At 49.8% G+C, this 19,774-nt stretch carries 16 protein-coding genes; 10 read left to right on the forward strand and 6 right to left on the reverse strand.

All coding sequences use genetic code 11. The annotated features are described in order from the left end of the window. Positions 1-7: 7 nt before the first annotated feature. From bamA to B9G79_RS11395, 6 genes are all read right to left on the reverse strand, one after another. The gene (bamA, locus tag B9G79_RS11370; RefSeq protein WP_088565608.1) at positions 8-2,407 is read right to left on the reverse strand and encodes an outer membrane protein assembly factor BamA; all 2,400 of its coding nucleotides are present in this window, start codon (positions 2,405-2,407) and stop codon (positions 8-10) included. A gap of 158 nt (positions 2,408-2,565) precedes the next feature. Further along, positions 2,566-3,249 (reverse strand): ABC transporter ATP-binding protein, encoded by a 684-nt coding sequence (locus B9G79_RS11375; protein WP_232468595.1) that lies wholly within the window; start codon positions 3,247-3,249, stop codon positions 2,566-2,568. After that, positions 3,242-4,471, reverse strand: coding sequence for an ABC transporter permease (locus B9G79_RS11380; protein ID WP_232468596.1), 1,230 nt, complete (start codon positions 4,469-4,471; stop codon positions 3,242-3,244). Before B9G79_RS11380 ends, B9G79_RS11375 begins: the two co-directional genes overlap by 8 nt. Next, a protein-coding gene (gene prfB / locus B9G79_RS11385) for a peptide chain release factor 2 (protein WP_232468598.1) occupies positions 4,468-5,599 on the reverse strand; the annotation gives its coding sequence in 2 pieces (ribosomal slippage) (positions 4,468-5,517 and positions 5,519-5,599; 1,131 coding nt in all). Before prfB ends, B9G79_RS11380 begins: the two co-directional genes overlap by 4 nt. Before the next feature lie 294 nt (positions 5,600-5,893). Continuing rightward, complete coding sequence (gene ybeY, locus B9G79_RS11390) at positions 5,894-6,346, reverse strand: rRNA maturation RNase YbeY (protein WP_088565611.1); 453 nt, start codon at positions 6,344-6,346, stop codon at positions 5,894-5,896. Positions 6,347-6,348: 2 nt separating this feature from the next. Then, a complete protein-coding gene (locus tag B9G79_RS11395) occupies positions 6,349-8,760 on the reverse strand; it encodes an HD family phosphohydrolase (RefSeq protein ID WP_088565612.1) in 2,412 nt (803 codons plus the stop codon). 101 nt (positions 8,761-8,861) lie between these two features. Here B9G79_RS11395 and mazG point away from each other — a divergent pair, with 101 nt between their 5' ends. From mazG to B9G79_RS11445, 10 genes are all read left to right on the forward strand, one after another. Then, positions 8,862-9,680, forward strand: coding sequence for a nucleoside triphosphate pyrophosphohydrolase (mazG, locus tag B9G79_RS11400; protein ID WP_232468600.1), 819 nt, complete (start codon positions 8,862-8,864; stop codon positions 9,678-9,680). A 365-nt stretch (positions 9,681-10,045) separates the two neighbouring features. Further along, complete coding sequence (locus B9G79_RS11405; RefSeq protein WP_088565613.1) at positions 10,046-11,107, forward strand: hypothetical protein; 1,062 nt, start codon at positions 10,046-10,048, stop codon at positions 11,105-11,107. Positions 11,108-11,118: 11 nt separating this feature from the next. Then, positions 11,119-11,739, forward strand: coding sequence for a PilZ domain-containing protein (locus tag B9G79_RS11410; RefSeq protein ID WP_088565614.1), 621 nt, complete (start codon positions 11,119-11,121; stop codon positions 11,737-11,739). Beyond that, complete coding sequence (locus B9G79_RS11415; protein ID WP_088565615.1) at positions 11,711-12,421, forward strand: MotA/TolQ/ExbB proton channel family protein; 711 nt, start codon at positions 11,711-11,713, stop codon at positions 12,419-12,421. Before B9G79_RS11410 ends, B9G79_RS11415 begins: the two co-directional genes overlap by 29 nt. Before the next feature lie 55 nt (positions 12,422-12,476). After that, positions 12,477-13,022 (forward strand): ExbD/TolR family protein, encoded by a 546-nt coding sequence (locus B9G79_RS11420; protein WP_088565616.1) that lies wholly within the window; start codon positions 12,477-12,479, stop codon positions 13,020-13,022. Between the two features lie 3 nt (positions 13,023-13,025). Beyond that, on the forward strand, positions 13,026-13,529 hold the full coding sequence (locus B9G79_RS11425; protein ID WP_088565617.1) for an ExbD/TolR family protein: 504 nt from the start codon (positions 13,026-13,028) through the stop codon (positions 13,527-13,529). 4 nt (positions 13,530-13,533) lie between these two features. Next, entirely contained in the window at positions 13,534-17,247 is a 3,714-nt protein-coding gene (locus tag B9G79_RS11430; RefSeq protein WP_088565618.1) for a tetratricopeptide repeat protein, read from the forward strand. A gap of 14 nt (positions 17,248-17,261) precedes the next feature. Next, positions 17,262-17,510 (forward strand): hypothetical protein, encoded by a 249-nt coding sequence (locus tag B9G79_RS11435; protein ID WP_088565619.1) that lies wholly within the window; start codon positions 17,262-17,264, stop codon positions 17,508-17,510. Positions 17,511-17,526: 16 nt separating this feature from the next. Further along, a complete protein-coding gene (locus B9G79_RS18505; RefSeq protein WP_088565620.1) occupies positions 17,527-18,993 on the forward strand; it encodes an AgmX/PglI C-terminal domain-containing protein in 1,467 nt (488 codons plus the stop codon). Positions 18,994-19,008: 15 nt separating this feature from the next. Further along, a complete protein-coding gene (locus tag B9G79_RS11445; protein ID WP_088565621.1) occupies positions 19,009-19,773 on the forward strand; it encodes an outer membrane beta-barrel domain-containing protein in 765 nt (254 codons plus the stop codon). Position 19,774 lies beyond the last annotated feature (1 nt).

Consider the following 19,774-nt stretch of genomic DNA (forward strand, 5'->3'; position numbering starts at 1 on the left):
GGCGCGCTTAGAAACTAGGCCCGATGGAGAATTCGAAGACGGTGGCGTCTTGGTAAGCTGGGTTGCGGTTCAGTGGGAAGCCCCATTCGAAGCGCAATACACCAATTGGTGAATACCAGCGAATACCGAAGCCGACGTCCGCGAAGAAGTTATTGTCTGAAAGGACATCATCCGCGGCACCGATATCGAAGAATCCAGCACCCATGATGCCAGCTTCTTTAACCAAAGGGAACTGTAATTCCGTCTGGTACATGGCCTGCTGAACGCCCCCGTAGAAACGCCAAGCTTTCTCACGAGCTTCCGCCTCGGACTTACCCTCGGCGATCAGATCGTTATAGATCATCTCAGAGAACTTCATTTTACCCACGCGATAGGATCTATAACCACGCAAAGAGTATGGTCCACCCAGAAGGTACAATTCAGAGAACGGAACTTCCTGACCATCCAACCCGTCGATACGGGAATATTGGATGTTATTTCGCCACACTACGTCCCAGAACAGGTTCTTATAGTATCTGAAGTTGGCGTTACCGCGAGTATACTTCAGATCTCCACCCAGACCGGCGTATTCATAAGACGCGCTGGAATAGATCCCTTTGGTCGGCATCTGACGGTCATTACGCGTGTCATATTCAACAGTTCCAGTCATGGAGCTGGTCACACCGGAAGCCGATTCCAACGGGAACAGATCCGGATCCGTGATCAACTTGCCTTCACTGTCGTATTTTTTAGACAGTTTGGTGTCGTCATATTTGTACTTCAGGAAACCACGCGTGTACTCAGCCAGCGGGTGACCCAAACGAATTGCACCACCTGTGTGATTTTCGTCATAGTCCACACGTCCAGTGTTCGCGCTTTGATAAAGATCCGCCCCCAAAGACCAAAGGGTGTCTCGGAAGTACGGCTCAGTGAAGGACAAGCTGTAGTAACTGCCCGTGTTGCTCAAATTCAAGGACGCGCCCAGATTCTGACCTTTACCCAGGAAGTTCGCCTGACTGATGGAACCCTGCAAAGTGAAACCCTGGGAAGTACCGTACCCGGCACCCAACTGGATCTGACCGGTGTTACGCTCTTTCACGGAAATGTCCACGTTCATAACTTCCGTGCGTTCCGGATCGATGGAGGTCTTGAAGTTCACCTCCTCAAAGAAGCCCAGACGCTGGATGTTTTCCAAAGACTGACGACGGCGCGTTTCGTTGTACAGCTCGCCCTCATGAACTTTCAACTCACGACGGATGACCTTGTCACGGGTCTTGGAGTTGCCGACCATGTTGATCTTACCGAAGTAAACTTTGTTACCCTTGTCGAATTCAAACACCAGATCCACGCGACGTTCTTTGTCGTTGAAACGAGTGCGCGGAATAACGTTGGCATAGGCATAGCCCAAGTCACCATACTTCGCCGTCAGATCACTGATGTCTTTTTGCAACACATCGTAAGCAAAAACGCCGTTGTCATCGATCTTGATCACTTCGCGCAATTCGGATTTCGGGAACAAAAGATCGCCGGCAAAATCCACGTCGCCGACATTGTACTGCTCACCCTCTTCAATTCGGATGGTGATATAAATGTTCTTTTTATCCGGTGTCACCGTCACCTGCGGACGATCAACCTTGGCTTGAACATAACCCTGATTCCAGTAAAGGAAGCGAAGGATCTGAACATCACGTTCAAACATCTCCTGCTTGTACTGACCAGAGCCGCTGATGCCAGAGAAGAAGCCGCCCTCTTGAGTCAGCATCTTGCTTTTCAGCGAGCTGTCACCCATGTGGTTGTTACCCAGGAAGGTGATCTTTTTAACTTTTACTTTATCATTTTCACGGATCTTAAAGACCAGACGGACAGTTTCGTCTTTGGTGACCTCTTGAACTTCTGAATCAATCTTGGCCAGGAAGAAACCCTTGTCTTCATAAAGCTTTTGGATTTTCTCCACCGCTTCTTTAACTTTGGCCATATTCAAAAGCTGGTAAGGCTTGATGCCTGTGGCATCGGCAATATCTTCAGACTTTACTTCACTGTTGCCTTCATAAGTGATTTCAACTACAGAAGGTTTTTCCAAAACAGTGTACGTCAGCGTGACGTCTTTGCCGGTGGTCTTGCGATCCACTTGGATGTCGTTGAAGAAGCCCAGATTGAACAACGCCTGCACATCTTCACGGATGTGCTGAGTGCTGTACTGCTCGCCCACTTTGGTGGTGATCTTTGCAAGAATGGCGTCTTTTTCAATTTTACGATTGCCGGCAACTTCGATGGTTTTAACGATCAAACCGGATGTCGCATCCGATGCTTCCGCAGCCGCAACAGGAGCTTTGGCCTTGGCGTTTTTCTTTTTGGCAGGCTGAGCTACCACCGTCGAAGTCATGAATGTGATTAACAGTGCACAAAGAAGCTTACTCAAAGTTCCCATTCCCCGTTATTTTTTAAAAATCTATAAGATTTTTAAGTACTTACAATTTAGACAAGGAATCGTAACTTAAGACCAAGGTCCTGTCAAAGCCACCAGACAAGCAAATCGACTTTTTTAGCCGCAAAGCACAAGCAAATCATGAAGATAGCCCCAGGGCCTTAAGACTGCCATTGACCGTCTTTCATTCTGTACACCTTCGGAAACCTGGTGGCGAAGGTCAGATCGTGAGTCACGATAACCAGGGCCAATTTCATTTCTTCCTTCAGACGGAAGAACAGCTCCTGAATCTTTCCACTGGTGTGGGAATCCAAATTCCCTGTCGGCTCATCGGCGAACAGAATCTTTGGATGGCGCACCAAGGCACGAGCAATGGCTACGCGCTGCAACTCACCCCCAGAAAGCTGGTTCGGATGATGGTCGGCGCGGTCCGCAAGGCCCATGAAATTCAAAAGGTGCAGCGCCTTTTCTTTGGCCACCTTGATAGACTCCCCACCCACACGACAGGGGATCATGACGTTTTCAAGAGCATTGAATTCACTTAAGAGATGGTGGAACTGAAAGACGAAGCCCATCTCCGAGTTGCGGAAGCGGGACAGCTCATCATCACTCATCGCCAGAAGATCGCGACCTTCACAATACAGCTCGCCCTTATTCGGACGATCCAAAGTTCCCATGATCTGCAACAAAGTCGATTTGCCAGCACCGGAAGCCCCAAGAATCGCAAACGCCTCGCCCTCGCGGATATCCAGACTGACACCACGAAGAATTTCAAGCTCACCGACCCCTTGGGTATAGGATTTGTGAATGTCCACGGCACGCAAAAGAATATTTTCGCTATTCACTTCGAAGTCCCTCCACCGGTTCCAGCTTCGCCCCGCGACGTGCCGGCGCAATTGTGGCAATCAAACAGATCACAAGTGTTGCAATACAGATGGCCACGCCATCCACGAAACGGATTTGCAGTTCGATATTTTCCAGACGATAGACCTCGCCGGAAATCAGACTTAAACGCCCCTGCATAAATTCAAACAAATAGGCGATACCGACACCCAGGACAAACCCCAGCACCAGCCCCACCACGCCCATGAACAGCCCCTGACAGACAAAGATCTTCATGATGTCTTTTTGTGACAGGCCCACGGTTTTAAGAATGGCGATATCTTTGAAGCGACGAACGACATTTACAAACAAAGTTGCCGACACATTGAACGCCGCCACGATGGTGATCACCAGCACAACAAAGAAGATCCCCGGACGCTCGACATTGATGGCTTCAAAAAGGTTTTCATTGGCATCACGCCAGTCACGCACCCAGTAAGGAGCCCCCAACACACCGCTTAAGTTGAAGGCAGCTTCACGGGCATGATCCACGTCCTGAAACTTCAACAACAGGCCCGAATAACGGTCTCCAATATCAGCCAGATCCTGGGTGGCTTTTAAATCAGACAAAATAAAACGTTCGTTCCAGTCGTGTTTTCCCAGATCCAAAACACCCTGCACCTTGAAGGCCCCCACCCGGCGCTGGAATTTTGACGGATCCACAGAATCCGCCACTGGCACCACCACACGGAAGGTGTCGCCGACATTGAGGTTCATTTTTTTGGCAAGATTCTTACCCACCAGCGCCAAAGGCACATCCGTGGCCACATTTAAATCATCAGACCCGCTGACAATACGGCGTTTGAAGTTCAAAACCTCATTCACCCTTTGTGTGTCCACACCCTGAATCAAAACACCCGAAATCTGGCCTTTGTTGGCCAAAACCGCTTCAATAAAAACAAAGCGGCTGGTGCTGACCAAGGTGGGTTCGGCCTTGCGAATGCGCTCTTCCAGCTCTTTCCAGTCATCAGGAAAACGTGAACGCTTCACCACTTGTGCATGACCGGAAACTTCCGCCATGGCGGTTTTCAGAGTGTTTTCAAAACCACTCATCACCGCCATCGAGGCCACCAGCGCCGCCACCCCCAAAACCAGTCCCAACAAGGCCAAAGGAGCCGAGCCGCCAAACATGGTTTTGCGCGAGAAAAGCAGTCGCCAGGAAAGCCAAGGCAATGACGACTTCACGAAGGCTGACTTTCCGCCGTCAAAGTGGACTTCAGATAAGACATGATAAACCCATCCAAATCCCCGTCCATCACGTCATCGACCTGATTGGTCTCATGATCGGTGCGGTGGTCTTTGACCATCTGATAGGGATGCATCACGTAAGAGCGAATTTGCGAACCCCATTCATTGGCTTTTTTCTGGGAATTCATCGCGTCTTTTTCTGCATTGCGCTTTTCGATTTCCATTTCATAAAGGCGCGCTTTCAACATCTTCAGGGCTTTTTCACGGTTCTGGATCTGGGATCTTTCCACCTGACAGGTCACAATAACCCCGGTCGGAATATGTGTCATACGAACCGCCGAATCCGTTCTGTTGACGTGCTGACCACCGGCCCCGCTGGCGCGGAAGGTGTCAACTTTCAAGTCTTCCGGACGAACCTCGATATTGATGTCGTCATCCACTTCCGCCCAGGCAAAAACGGACGCAAACGAAGTGTGGCGACGGGCATTGGAATCAAATGGAGAAATGCGCACCAGACGATGCACACCGGATTCAGCTTTCAGATATCCATAGGCATACGGACCTTCAATCAAAAGCGTGCAGGATTTAATCCCGGCACCCTCGCCCTCGGTCATCTCGATGATTTGAACTTTGAAGTCATGCTTGTCAGCATAGCGGGTATACATACGCAGAAGCATCGAAGCCCAGTCGCAGGACTCAGTACCGCCCGCCCCGGAGTTGATGGAAAGGTAGGCGCTGTTGCTGTCCAGCTCGCCATTCAGAACTCGTTTCAACTCAAGTTCTTCACCCAGTTTTTCCAGGGCCACGACTTCACCTTTGGCTTCGCTGAAGCTGCCTTCATCCTGGGCTTCTTCCGCCATTTCCAGCAGAACTTTGGCGTCGCTCAAACGGCCTGCAAAAGTGTCGAATTCACCCACCGCCTTTTCAAGCAGGGCTTTTTCTTTGTTCAGCTTTTGCATTTCAGCAGGTTTTTCCCAGATGGCCGGGTTTTCAGCCTGAATGGAGATCTCTTCCAGGCGTTTTTTCTTGCGATCTAAGTCAAAGATACCCCCGAAGCTCCTTCGAGAAGGCTTCGAGAGACACGATTTTACTTTTAATTTCAGAGGCTTCAGTAACGATAGACATAGGCCCAGTGTAATCACAGGGCCCAGTCTGTCAAGAAAAACGCCTCCGAGAGAAGGGAGGGGAAAATCTCTCGGAGGCGACAGTATGGGAGAAACACACATCTGCCTATTACAAAGGCGATGCCAACCGGGTCTCTTCTGACTATTTGCGAAATGAATGCAGGAAAGCGCCGAAAACACGGGCCGCGCGAAGGAATCGTTCAAACTTTAGACAAAACCACGGACGCAAAAGGTCCCTTTGGGGTCTTTCTGCGAGGTTTCGATTGTCTTGTCGATTTTAGAGGGAAAAGAGGCCTTATTTACCAGAAACTTTTTTCAAAAGGACTTCGAAAGCCGCATCCTGAATGCCGAACATTTCAAGAGCGTCGGCCTCACTGGTTTCGTGATCGTACCCCAGCAAATGAAGCACCCCATGCAAAAGCATGTAACCCAGCTCCTGCTGATAAGTAAGCCCATGCTCTTTGGATTGCCGCTTTAAAACCTCGGGGCATAAAACAAGCTCCCCTAAAGAACCCGGATCCATCGAGTCAAAACTCAGCACATCCGTGGCGTAGTTCTTACCGCGAAACTCCATGTTGATTTTCTGAGCGGGTTTTTTATCCAAAAAGACCAGCGTCAGTTCGCGACGGGCCTGATCCGCTTTCAGCACTTTTTTGCGCTTTAACTCAGTCACCACAAGATCCATCCAGCTTTGAATGAATTTGCGAGGCGCCGCGTGTTTGGATTCATTGACGATCAAAACTTCCATGATCAACCCTGTGATGGCGTGTGACCGACATCCCCCAAGCCGCCACCGGCACTGCGAGGATAATCAATACGCTGGTGATAGATCCCCAGAAGAATGCGGATGAACGCGGCTTCGACCTTGGAGATGTCTTTCAGGGTCAGATTACATTCATCCAACTGCCCGTCAGAGAACTTTCTTTGCGTGATGTTTTTAACGATGTTCTGCAGACGTGCCGGAGTCGGCTCATCCAAAGATCGAGCCGCCGCTTCGATACTGTCGGCAAGCATACACAATGCAGCTTCGCGGAACTGCGGTTTCGGCCCCGGATAACGGAAGTCCTCTTCCCCGATCTCCGGACCGTCTTCTTTTTTCAGATCCAGAGCCTTGTTGTAGAAATAAGAAATCAGCGTGGTTCCATGGTGCTGCAAAACCCCGTCAATGATCGGTTTACCCAGTTTGTAGGCCATGCCCATTTCCACCCCGTCTTTTACGTGAGCGATCAAAAGGGTCTTACTCATAAACGGAGAAATATGATCATGCGGGTTGTGGCCCGGCTTCTGATTTTCAATAAAGTAATTGGCGTGCTCCATTTTACCGATGTCGTGGTAATAGCACATCACTTTACCCAGCAATGGATTGGCGCCGATTTCTTCCGCGGCCGCTTCCACCATCGAACCCACCATCATAGAGTGGTGATAAGTTCCCGGGGCTTTAACGATCATTTCTTTTAGCAGCGGGTGATTCAGGTTGCTCAATTCAAGCAGTTTGACGTCCGTGGTGTAGTTGAAGACCGACTCCAGAAGTGGAACAAACATCATCGCCACCAGGGCCGAGAAAATACCCCCCAGGAAGCCCGCGGGGATTGAAAGCAGAATTTCTTTTACGCCGCCCTCTTGATCGAACTTGGTCATGGTCAGAATGAAGGCAATCATCGCTGCATTCACTAATCCCGTGCGCACACCGGCATAATAAACGTCGTTACGGGTTTTGCAGTTATAAACCCCGCGCGCCGCCGCGATACCGCCCACCAGGGACACGAACATAAAGGCGAAGTTGTAATCCACCATGATGCCCAGGCACACGGACAGGAAGGCCGTGAACAACCACACGATTTCACCGTAAGTGATCAGCAGCCCCACCAGCATCGGACCTGCCGCCACCGGAGCCGCATACAGGAAGATCGCCGGAGGCAGGAAGTGGCCCAGTTTTGAAGCAAACGCCGCATCCGTGATGAACATGTAAATCTTGGTGAAGAAGATAATGCCAAAAGCAATCAGCATCATGACGGAAACGTCTTTGAATTCGATTTTCACTTTATTGATGGTGAAACGCTTCAGGTAAGAGAAAAACACCAAAATCGCCACCGACAGCATCAGCGCCATGGAAAGCGACATGATGTCTTTGCCCTTGTCCGCGCGGATGTTTTCAATCTGCTTGATCACCGCCATCTGGAACGGCTGAACCACCGAACCTTGCGCGATGATGCTCTGATTCTTTTTAATCGTGATGGTCACCGGAATCACCGCATCACGCGCGGCCTGACGGCGGCTGGCGGTTTCCTGCTTGTTCAGGGTCATGTTCGGAACAACCAAAGAACGGGCAAAGTAAAGGATATTGGCCTGATCCGATTCCGAGAAACGATTCAGGTCTTTTTTCAGCTCCAGTTCGAAGTTTTCCGGGGACTGCAGATCCAGGATTTCTTCACGCGGGATCGGGAATTCTTTCCCCAGATTGTTTTTGTGCACCACCCGACCCAAAACAGCAGCCTGGCTGGCCGGAATGAAGCGGTCCGGCGCTTCAGCCACTTTGCGGTCGTACCAGTTTTCAAGGTTGCGGATAACGATGGCTTCAATGCGCGGATTGAATCGAAGATCAATCAGCCACTCGAACATAAAGTCCGAAACCCCCACACCCAGCTCTTTTTCAAACTGCTTTTTGTACTGGAAGAAATCCTTCACCGCGATCCGGTACTGGGCCGGGGCCGTCGGCCACTTGGTTTCGCGGTAATAAGCACGCATGGTGCGGAAAGAGTGAATCAGGTTGACCGACACACGTTCAAAGACGCTGGTGTCATAGTCGTAAACGATCGGCACCGCGTATTCCGCCTTCAGGCGTTTTTCCTCGGTGGTGACCTCGTCGGTCATTTCAAAGCCGATGGGCGACGTGACATCGTACTTCGCCACATCACCGACATTGAAGTTGTATGGAATATCGAACTGATAGAAGATCGTGTAAGAAAGCAGTACGCAATACAGGAAGATCAAAGCCGCGCGACGGATGAAGAATTTTTCCTCCATGAGTTGCACAATACGACCCAGGAATGTCTTCTCCAAACCGATGGAATCCACCCAGTCCAAAAACTTCAGACTGTGATCCTCATAGTTGACCCGCTTGGCTGGGCTTTCGCCCTTTTTTGGATTCTTACCTCGTTGCATATCTAGTTTTTCTACGGTAACCCATATTGCAAAAATTGTCGAAATCACTATGCATTTGTGTTAGCAATAAAGAGATTCCATCAGAAAGTCGAGGAGTCCCGATGCCACACATTCCCTCCAACTTACGTCATATTGAGTCCTTAGTCGAGATCGTTGCTTCCTTGCGCGGCCCGGGAGGTTGCCCCTGGGACAAAGAACAGACTCACGAGTCTTTGACTCAATACGCAATTGAAGAGACTCACGAACTGGTCGAAGCCCTGGAACTGCCCGCTTCCGATACGGCGAAAGATCTGAAAATGAAAGAGGAACTGGGGGATGTCCTCTTTCAAGTGGTTCTGCACGCTCAGCTTGCCGCCGAACGTGGAGCTTTTACTCTGGAAGATGTGATTGCCGGAATCAGCGAAAAACTGGTACGCCGCCACCCGCATGTCTTCGCGGACACCCAGGTTGCCGACACCGCCGAGGTCATCCGCAACTGGGAAGAAATCAAGAAACAAGAGAAGGCTTCTTCTGCCGCACCGTCGCCATACGCACTGAATGTGCCTCCCCTGCCGGCTTTACAGAAAGCCTACAAAATCGGCAAACGCACTGAAAAGTTGAAATTCGACTGGGAAGACATGGATGGTGTCCTTGCCAAAGTCGAAGAGGAATATCAGGAGCTGCGCGAAGCTTTGGATGAAGGCACTGACAGCGAGATCGAACACGAGTTGGGAGACGCCCTGTTTTCGCTCGCCCAGTTGGGACGTCATGTGCAGATGGAACCCGAGCAGGTTTTGCGCAAAGCAAATCAGCGTTTTGAAAATCGCTTCAACACCATGGTGGAACTTGTCGCGAAAGATCACAAAGATTTTTCAGCAATGACCCTTGAGCAAAAAGAAGAGTACTGGCAGAAAGCCAAATTACTTTTGAAGAAGAAATAATCCAAGGGACCTTCCATCGAAGGTCCCTTTTCTTTTAAGCCTCGTAATAAAAGAGGACATTGGTTGTGACGACAAGTTCGACAGTTCCGAGTATCTTCTAATTTCGACGCGCACTTAGCCTGGAAAACGAGACGGAAAGCCTGACAAACTGGCTATAGGTTTTACACAAGAAAATATTTTGGAAAATGATTGATTTAACAACACCCTGTTATTTCACACACTTAGCGTGTCTCAATTCTAGACCAATTAAAAAATAAAAAACGAATTCATGCAGTTACCTGAAACCTGAAATTTCAGTTTTGGGTTGTTTTAAACGAAACTGAATCCATCAAGAAGCATGGTGGGGCTCAGGAGGGCATAACCGTATGAAAAAAACAGTCGCTAGCAAAGCACTAATGATGGCTTCAGCAGTGGCACTGGTAGCTGGTTGCAGCAAGGGGACTGGTTCTTACTCCCTCTTGAATGATGCAGAAGACTACAAGCAACAAGCAGTCTTCATTCCGAAGCAGATCGACATCCTTTGGGTGATCGACAACTCCGGCTCCATGAAAACCTCTCAGGACAATCTGGCGGCTAACTTCCAGTCTTTCATCTCGCGCTTCCAACAGTACAACTATGATTTCCACATGGCCGTAACGACAACTGAGGCCTGGGAAAAACAATTCAATTCAGGCAGTGATAAAGCCCGCATCAAGGACGGTGCGGTACTACAGACAAATCCAAGAATCGAAACTCACTCGGGCGTGTTCATTATGGACAAGAACACCGCGAATCTGAGTGATGTATTCTCTACCAACGCCAAGCAGGGAACGCTGGGTAATGGTGATGAACGTGCGTTCTCAAGCTTCAAGGAAGCTTTGCTTGAGCCGCAAAATGCAGGATTCCGCCGCAGCGAAGCCTTCCTGGCGGTGATCATCGTCAGTGACGAAGAGGACTTCTCGTCTTCCTCTGCGGCTTTCAACGAAAGTTACAGCAACGCCAACCTTCACACAGTTCAAAGCTATGTGGACTTCCTGGATGGATATGTTGGCAGCCGCAACTATTCCGTCAGCACCATCACGGTTCCTGACGACGCCTGCAAAACCACTCTGTCCACAGACGGTTTTGCGCGCAAGATCTCTACTCGCCTGCCAGAACTGGCAACTTTAACTGCGGGCGTGAAAGGGTCTTTGTGCTCTAACTTTGGTTCTACTCTGGAGCTCATCTCTGATTCCATCATCCAGCTTTCCAGCGTCTTTAAACTGAATCGTGAACCACAAGAGGACACGATCGTGATCACGGTAAACGGAGTTTCCGTGCCTAACGACGCAGTCAACGGATGGACTTACGATGCATCCAACCTGACCATCACCTTCCACGGAAGTTCGGTGCCGGCAGCGGATGCAAATATCACGATCGACTTCTATCCTAAGTCGATTAAACTGTAAAAGGATGTTGTATGGGTGGGGTACAGACAGCAACTAATCAGCAGCAGTGGTATATTCTGCGCGGGGAAATGAAATACGGTCCCTACGAGTACAGATCACTGATCACGATGATCCAAAATGGCGAGCTCTACGATTACAACTTCGTGTGGGCTTCGCACCTGGAAAATTGGACTTTGCTGGGCGATCTTCAGGAATTTTCCAAAGACCGTCTGTGCAGACTGATTGAAACCAAGGATCATATCGCAGGCTCATTCAAAGACAGAAAGTGTCCACGCGTGGATCTGGAAACTCCGGTCTATGCGCACAACGATCACAACTTTTTTGACGGCCACACCTTGAGTGTGAGTGAAAACGGGGCGTTGGTTCTTTTGAACGATCCCCTGCTTCTGCCCGGCCAAAAGATTCTGCTCAACTTTAGAACCTCTGAGGTGAACCCTCAGACATTCAACGTGCTTTGTGAGATTATTCGCAAGAATTACTCCAAGCAGAGACTCAACGTTAAATCCGGTTTGCATTACGCTGTTCGTTTCCTCTCAGTGCAAGAAACCGGTATGGCTCAATTAACAAAATGGACACGCGGTGGCGTTTCCAAGGAGGAAACAAATGATGGCATTCTTAAAGTTCATGAATGATTCCGGTGTTGTCGGCTGGTTTATTCTGCTGGTGGGCGTGGGCTCTCTGGTACTTGTGGCCGAACGCGCAAAAGCTCTTTACAAAGAATACGGAATGAATGTGGATGAATTCATGGGCAAAGTTCAGAACCTGGTTCTGGCTAAAAAGCTCGATGAAGCTCTGCTTCTTTGTGCCCAACTTGAGAAAAAGCCATTGGCTTCTGCCTTCAAGACCATTCTTGAAAAAGCCGACCGTGATGACGACACAATCTTCCAGGCACACGACATCGCCTTGAGCGAAAACGTGCCTTTGTACACCAAGCGCCTGCACTACCTTTCCATGCTTGCCAACGTGGCGACATTGTTGGGTCTGTTGGGTACGATCCATGGTCTGATCCTTTCGTTCCAGGCGGTTGCATCTGCTGACCCGGCACAAAAACAAGCCCTGTTGGCACACGGTATCTCTGTGTCCATGTATACGACGGCTTTGGGTCTGGCAGTAGCGATTCCGGCGATGGTGTTCTTCTCGATTCTGACTGCCCGTCAAAATGAGCTGATCGAAGATATGTCTGAAAAGTGCTCCAAACTTACAGAGCTTCTGACCAGCGCCCATATCCCTAACCTGACTCGCCAGAACGTGTTCCCGGATCACGTGACGGCACCAAGTGTGACGCCTCCGTCCCCAGGCCAGAAGGTCTCCTAACGGAGGCCTTTTCCCGGAGCGGTGGACCTTACATAACTAAGGATGGGACAATTTTATGAGACGCGCACGCAAGATCAAAGTTGATCATAACAGTGAGTTCGAGCTGGATTTGGCGCCATTGCTGGCCGTGATGGTGAAGCTGGTTCCGGTTCTGCTTGTATCATCCGCCTTTGTGCAGATGATGGTCATTGAAACTGAACTGCCGCAGGTGGTAAGCGAAGCTATCCAGCGCCAGGAAAATCAGAATACTCCGACCAATGTGGCGATGGAAATCGATGCCAAAGACGGCATCCGTATCATCATCACCGAAAAAGGCCAGGAAAAAGTCGAGACCATTCCATTGAAGGACGGCGCTTTCGACATGAACACCCTCCATCAGAAACTGGTGGCGGTAAAAAAGGCCCATCCGGAAGTATTCAAGCTTGAATTGAATCCCGACGGCAAAGTCCCTTACGACACCATTGTGAAAATCATGGACGCTGCCCGACAGGCCCGCGACAACACGGTCAAGTTCCCGGTGTTTGACACCAAACAGGGCAAGAACGTGGAAACCAATTACATGTTCCCAGAGATCATCTTTGCGAACACCATGGAGGGCTAAGCCATGTCACGTCGTCGCAGATATGAACCAAAAACAAAAAAGAACTCCACATTTGGTCTGAATATCACGTCTATGACTGATATGTTCACAATCATGCTGGTGTTCCTGCTGCAAAGCTATTCAACATCGGAAGTTCAGCTGAATCCCGAGAAGGACATCCGCCTTCCATCTTCGGCTTCAATGACGAATGCAACAGAGTCGATCAAGCTTTCTTTGAGCGGAAACGAGCTGAAGATCGACCAGACAAAGATTGCTGATGTGAAAAATGCCGACTTCCTTCCGCAGGATCTGGAAGACAAAGACAGTAACTTCATCAAGCCCCTGTTCCAGGAGCTGGATAAGATCGCCAAGTCCGAAACCGAGAAGGATAAAGCTCATGTGAAAGAGGGCCGTATCCTTCTGCAGGCAGACAAGGATCTGCCGTACGCGACGCTGAGAAAAGTGATGTACACCGCTTCAATGGCGGGGTTCCCTCAGTTGAAGCTTGTCACCATGGTTGGAGAATAAGTTTATGATTCGCACAATAGTTCTGCTTCTAGCATTTCATCTGTTCTCACATTACTGCTTTGCTGCCGACAAAAACACCAAAGGGCTTCTTCCTGAAGTCAGCATGACCCAGGGCAGTGAAAGCGATAACGAGAAAAAGGCTTTCAGCAGCGAGATCATGATCACTCGCTCTGAAAACAGAGCTATTGAGTCCCTGCAAGTTATCATCAAAAAAAACAAAGGTGCCAAGAACGAAGCTGATCTGTGGTACCGCCTGGCGGAGCTGTACATGAGACGCTCCAAGTCCGGCCGCTTCTTTGACCTTCATCAGGACACTCCCCTGATGAAGCTTTCGCCGTTCCCGGTGCCAAACGAACGTGGCGCTGAGGCCATTAAACGTGCGATCAAGATTTACACCAAAATCGAAATGGACTTCCCGCATTTCAAACAAATGGATGCGGTTTTGTTCAATAACGCCTTCGCCAATCAGCAGATTGCGCAGTACAAGGTGTCTGAACTGCTTTACCACAAACTTTTGACTCAATTCCCTAAATCCCCGCTGATCGCCGATGGTACTTTGGCGGTGGGTGAACTGCTTTATGACCAGGGTAAATTCTCTCAGGCTCTGGAGCACTTCCTGCGCGTGGAAAAATTCCCGAACAGCCGTGTTTATTCCTACGGCATGTACAAGGCCGCCTGGGCTTACTACAACATGCGTGACAGTGAAAACGGCATCAAGAAACTGGTACAGGTTGTAAAAACGAACCCACCGTTGCAGGACGGCGAGGTGCCAACCAACCGCCACAACCTGCGTCGTGAGGCCATGCGTGACCTGACGGTGTTCATCGGTGACTCTTATCCAGCCAACAAGCTTTATTCTTTCTTTGAAGATCTCGCCACAGAAGAAGAACTGGGTCAGTCCATGATTGACCTGGCGAAACTTTACGAATCCCATTCCCGCCAGAAAGAGATGAATATCTTCCTGGAAGAATACATCGACAAACGTTCGATGGGTCCGGACGTGGTGCGCTCTCACCTGTTCCTGGTCGAAGCCAACGAAACTTTGAAGAAACGCGACAAGGTTATCAACCACCTGCAATACGCATCGGACCTTTGTAAAAAGGACTCCGCTTGGAGAGGCATGCAGAAAGTGGACGTTTTGGAATCTTCCTGCGTGGAAGGATTCCGTCACACCAGCCTCGACATGGCCAAAAAATGGTGGGAGATCTGGCTTAAGAACAAACAAAACATGGAATTCTCGGATTTGACCCAGCAGTTGTTCAAACTGATTCTGGAAAACGAGGACCCGACCAAACCAGACCTGAAAACCCGTTTTGCTTACGCGGAACTGCTGTTCCAACTGCAAAAGTATGACGAAGCCAGCGTTCAGTATAAAATGGTCGGCGACAAATCCGCAGAACCAGTCATGAAACACGATGCGAACTATGCGGCCCTGTATGCCAAAGAAAAAAGCATCGAAAAGAAAAAAGACCCACTCAAAGAAGCTGAACGCAAAGAACTTGCTGCCAACTATCTTTCCAAGCATCCAACTGGCAAGTTTGCGACTTTGATCAAATTCAAAATCGGTCACATTGCATACGAGGAAGCCAATTATCCGGAAGCGGAAAAATGGCTGATGCCACTGACATCCCTGAAAGGGGCTGACAACGCCGACATCAAGAAAAAATCCGAGGATCTGATCCTGGATATGATGAACCTGCGCAAAGATTACGCAGGCATCAAGGACTTCTCAAAGAAAGTCATGGCATCCAGTGCTGACGACGGCCGCAAGAAAAGCATGAATAAAATCATGGAAGAGGCGCATTTCACTGAAATCCAGGAGTTTGCCAAGACTGGCGACAAAAACCAGGCATCTGAAAAGCTGATGTCCTTCGCCAAAGAACACGAAGGCTCAAAACTGGCACAGGATGCTCTGTGGCAGGCCCTGAGTCTGCAATACAGCGAAGGCCGTGTATATGACGCTGCAGAAGCTTCTGTGAAATTCGTGCAGAAACATCCTGATGACAAACGCAACCTGGATGCTTTGAAAGAAGCGGCCAAGGCTTACGCGGATGTCGGTCAGATCTCTAAATCCGCAGAGACTCTTTTGAAGATTGCGGATCTGGACAAGAAAAACCGCAACACTCACCTGGAACTTGCGGCGGACATTTATATCCTTGAAAAGAAAAACAAGGAAGCCCGTGCCGCGTACATGGGCATCCTGAATGGCGCTGATAACAAAACCCTGCAGCGTATTTATGGCAAATTGATGGATTCCTACAAGTCCGAACCACGCTCTGGCGAACTTGAGAAAATCCAGAACCAGGTTCTGGCAAAGGGGCTTGAACCTTACACAACTCAGATCATGATTGACCGCGCGAAGGCCTTGCTGGATTCCGGCAAAACGACCGCAGCCTTTGATCTGGCGATGAAAGCCAACGGTCGTGACGTGGCGCCGGAAATACGTGCGGAAGCCCGTCTGATTCAGGCCCGTATTCTGGAAAAAGAGCTGGTCGCACAAAGTGTGAAAGCCCGCGAGGAAAAATTCGCGATGGTGCTTTCCATGAAAACCGAGAAACTGGACAAGGCGCACACGGCTTACTACACCACTCTGAAGATGTCGAAGGATCCATTCCAGCAGTTGGAAGCCATGCGCGGTATTGACCGTTGCTACGACAACTTCATCTCAAGCCTGACAAACATGCCATTGCCGGCATCACTGACTCCGGCCGATCAGGAAGCTTTGCGTGGTGAGATCGCAAAACTGACAGCGCCGATCCAGGAAAAGAAAAATGAAAACGAAGCCAAACTGAAAGTTCTGGCTGCCGCCAAAGGACAGGCCGCAACGAATGAGCGCAGCTTTGCCTCCATCCGTGTGGATCAGACAGTTCCACCGGTGGCCCAATACCCTGCCGCTGACAAAATGACAGCTTATCTTCCAGCCTCCTCGGACATGACCATCGGCAAGGTGTCCCGTTTTGAGACCCGCACTCCGAAAGCTTGTAACAGAAGTGCCATCCTGACCGGCCAACTGGCGAATGTGAACACTTTGGAAGTTGCAGGAAATTGTTATTATTCTAGACAGTACGAGATGGTTGAAAAACTGGGTCTGGAACTTGCGAAGTCCAAAGACACGCGTGCCTTAGGTCTGTTCTATGCCAGCGTTGGTGCGGATGCCCGCGGTTATAACGACAAGGCGATGTGGATGATCGATGCCGCCCTGAAAGTTCAGCCGGAAGCAGCACCATACGTGTATCAGAAAGCCCGTCTGCTTTACAAAGAAGACGGTATGAATTCCGCGATGCCGTTTTTCGATAAAGTTTTAGACATGCAAATGGCTTCGACGGAAATGAAAACTTTCGCTGGAGTGAAGGCATTCTCAGAGGGAGATTTTACGAAGGCAATTGAAAATTTCTCTGCAATCTCTAAAGAACAATTGTATACTTTGAACGTGGGCACTCTGATGAGTGAAGCTTACGCCCAGAAGGGTGAAGTCGACAAAGCACTGAGCGTGGTGAAAGACCTGCTTGGCAGCAAGAAAGACAACACTGATTTCCTTCTGCAGCAGGCTCACTTGTTTGAGACCTACAAACAGAGTCCAACGCTTGCGCTGGATTCTTATGAAAGAGCATTTAAAGCCAGTCAGCAATTGGAAATGCGCGACTGGTTGGGTAAGAAAATACAGTATTTGAAAAATCAAAACAAAGTCGGTCAGCACGTTATCTCGGGAGACTTGTAGTATGGAGGGTACAAGTGAAATCTATCATCACAGCGATGGTTGCTTTCATTCTCTTGGGAGCATCGGCTGGCTTTGCCAAACAAAGAACAGTCCGTAAAGTCCAGGAAGTCAATTTCGGTGACATGAACCTTAAGGGAACGATTCGGAACCCTGACGGCGCCTATCTTGTGCAAAAAAGAGGCATCAAGTTTATGCCTCTTTACGATGTGCAGAAAGATATGGATGGCCGTATCCGCGAATCAGCTCTCTACTTGAACAACTAGTTTCATGAGGTGTCACATGCTCACGTTGATTGTGCGTCAATCCCTGAAAAACGGGACGGCGAAAACTTGGAAGTTAAGATCCAATAACAAAACCCACACCTTCGGGTCCTCCCGTCTGGCCGATGTGATTTCTATCGCACCGGATTCCAAGGGCATCCAGGGTCTTTTTGAATACCGTGACGGAGCCTGGTGGTATGTCGATCTGGACATGAACACCAGCGCTTCCGCTAAGGGCTCTCCGGCTTTGCGCCTGGATGAGGAAAAGTCCCTGACTATCGGCGACTGTACATTGCAGTTCACTCCGGTGGTGAAAGAAGCGGATTTGTATCTGCGCCTGGAAAAGGCCGGCAAAGAACAGCGTGAAGCCGGAAAGCAGTTCCAGCTTTACATCGTAAAACATAACGATCAGGTTCTTGAAACCAAGATCCTGCCTATGAACAAAAAATTCAAACCTTCCATGGCGATGACTCCAACAACAGTCGCTTGTGTCCCTTCCCAGGAATGGCACAAACAAATGGTCGGTGAACTTGAAGTGAAACAAAGAACCGTTTCTTTGGAAGACGCCGCCCGCATGGCCCGCCTTTCCACAGACCAGTTGATGGATGAAGACTCCAAAAAAGGTGTATTTATCGTTCTTGGTGCGGCTTTGTTCCTGGTGACAGTGGGATTGTTCTCGCCAAAATCCCAGGATCTTGAAGTGGTTGCAGCTCCGCCAAAAGCGGCGCAGAAAATCATTGTTAAAACTGAGATCAAACCCAAACGCAAAAAAGCCGAAGCCGCCCCTACCCAACAGGTGGTCGTGAAAGAACAAGCTCCGGCAGCCAATCAGAAAACGGCGGAGATGCCTACTGGTGGCAGCAAAGTTTCCAAAATGATGAAGTCCATTTCCGGCGGTCGTATTTCCCAGCTTCTGGGTAAAGTTTCCGCTCAAGCCGCTCGTTCCGGCAACGTCGTTATCGCCACAGGCGTGAAAGCAGGTTCCGGCGCTTCCGGTCGTGCCCTAGCGGCTGTCGGCAGCATGGAGCGCTCCGGCCGTGACTGGGGTAACGAAGGTGCTGGTTCCGGTGGTGGTGTCGGCACTGTCGGCCGTGGCGGTGGCAACAGTGCCACAGGTATGGGCGGTCTGGCAGCGGGCGGCACCGGTTCCGGTGGCGTGGGCCTGATCGAAGAGGAAGGCGAAATTACTGGCGGTCTGGACAGAGAGATCATCGCCCAGTACATCAAATCCAAACTGGGTCAGATTCTGTATTGCTATGAAAGACAACTGAGTGCCAAACCGGATCTGTTCGGTAAGGTCGCTGTGAAATTCACGATCGGTCCATCCGGTCAGGTGGAACAGCAGCTCATTGGGGACACAACACTTAAGAACGCAACCGTTGAGGGATGTATATTGAATAGGGTTGCCGCGTGGAAGTTTCCTGCTCCACAGGGGGGAACACGCGTGCTAGTGACTTATCCATTCTTATTCAAAAGTACAAACTAAGGCGGGGGTTATATCATGTTGAAGAAGACAATTCTAATGTTCATCCTGACGGCATCTCAGGCATTTGCACAGCAGGCGGCAGACAGCAAAGCTGATCAACGCGGCAGCGACAAGCTGGACATCAAAAAGCTGGAGCAGAAATACTGGGCAGCCAAAGACGACGACTTCAGTGTCGTTCAGAACAGACGTTACGTGAAAGCGGAACGTTTCTATCTGACCGGTGCTGCGGGTATTCCGTTCAATGACCCCTACAGCACAGGAACTATCGCTGGCGGAAGCCTGGGGTATTTCTTCAATGAACGCTGGGGTCTTGAAGGCAGCTACAACTCTGCAAGCCTGAAAGACAACGATGCGGTAAAACAATTCGTTGATACCTACGGCGCGATTCCGGACCACAACGTTTTGAAGTCATCCTATTTCCTTTCCGGTATCTGGGTCCCTTTCTATGCGAAAATGAGTGTGGTTGACAAAGCCATCATCTATTTCGACATGGGTATCTCGTTCGGTGTGGGGTCACTGAACTATGAAATCACCCAGGCCGAAGGCAACGTCTCCAAAGACACCATGGCCTACAAACTGGGCGTGTTCCAGCAGATCTTCTTCTCTGAGCATTTTGCCATCAGAGCGGATTTGGTCAACACCTGGTCCACTCAGGAAAAGATGAAGTACTATGCTCCGGGCACAAACGTGGGCGGTACTGTCGTGGGTGGTCAGCGTGATCTGGGCAGTGAAACGATCAACGATACATCACTGATGATTGGTATCACGTACTGGCATTAAT

The organism is Bdellovibrio bacteriovorus, from assembly GCF_002208115.1.
In the GTDB taxonomy this organism is placed as follows: domain Bacteria; phylum Bdellovibrionota; class Bdellovibrionia; order Bdellovibrionales; family Bdellovibrionaceae; genus Bdellovibrio; species Bdellovibrio bacteriovorus_C.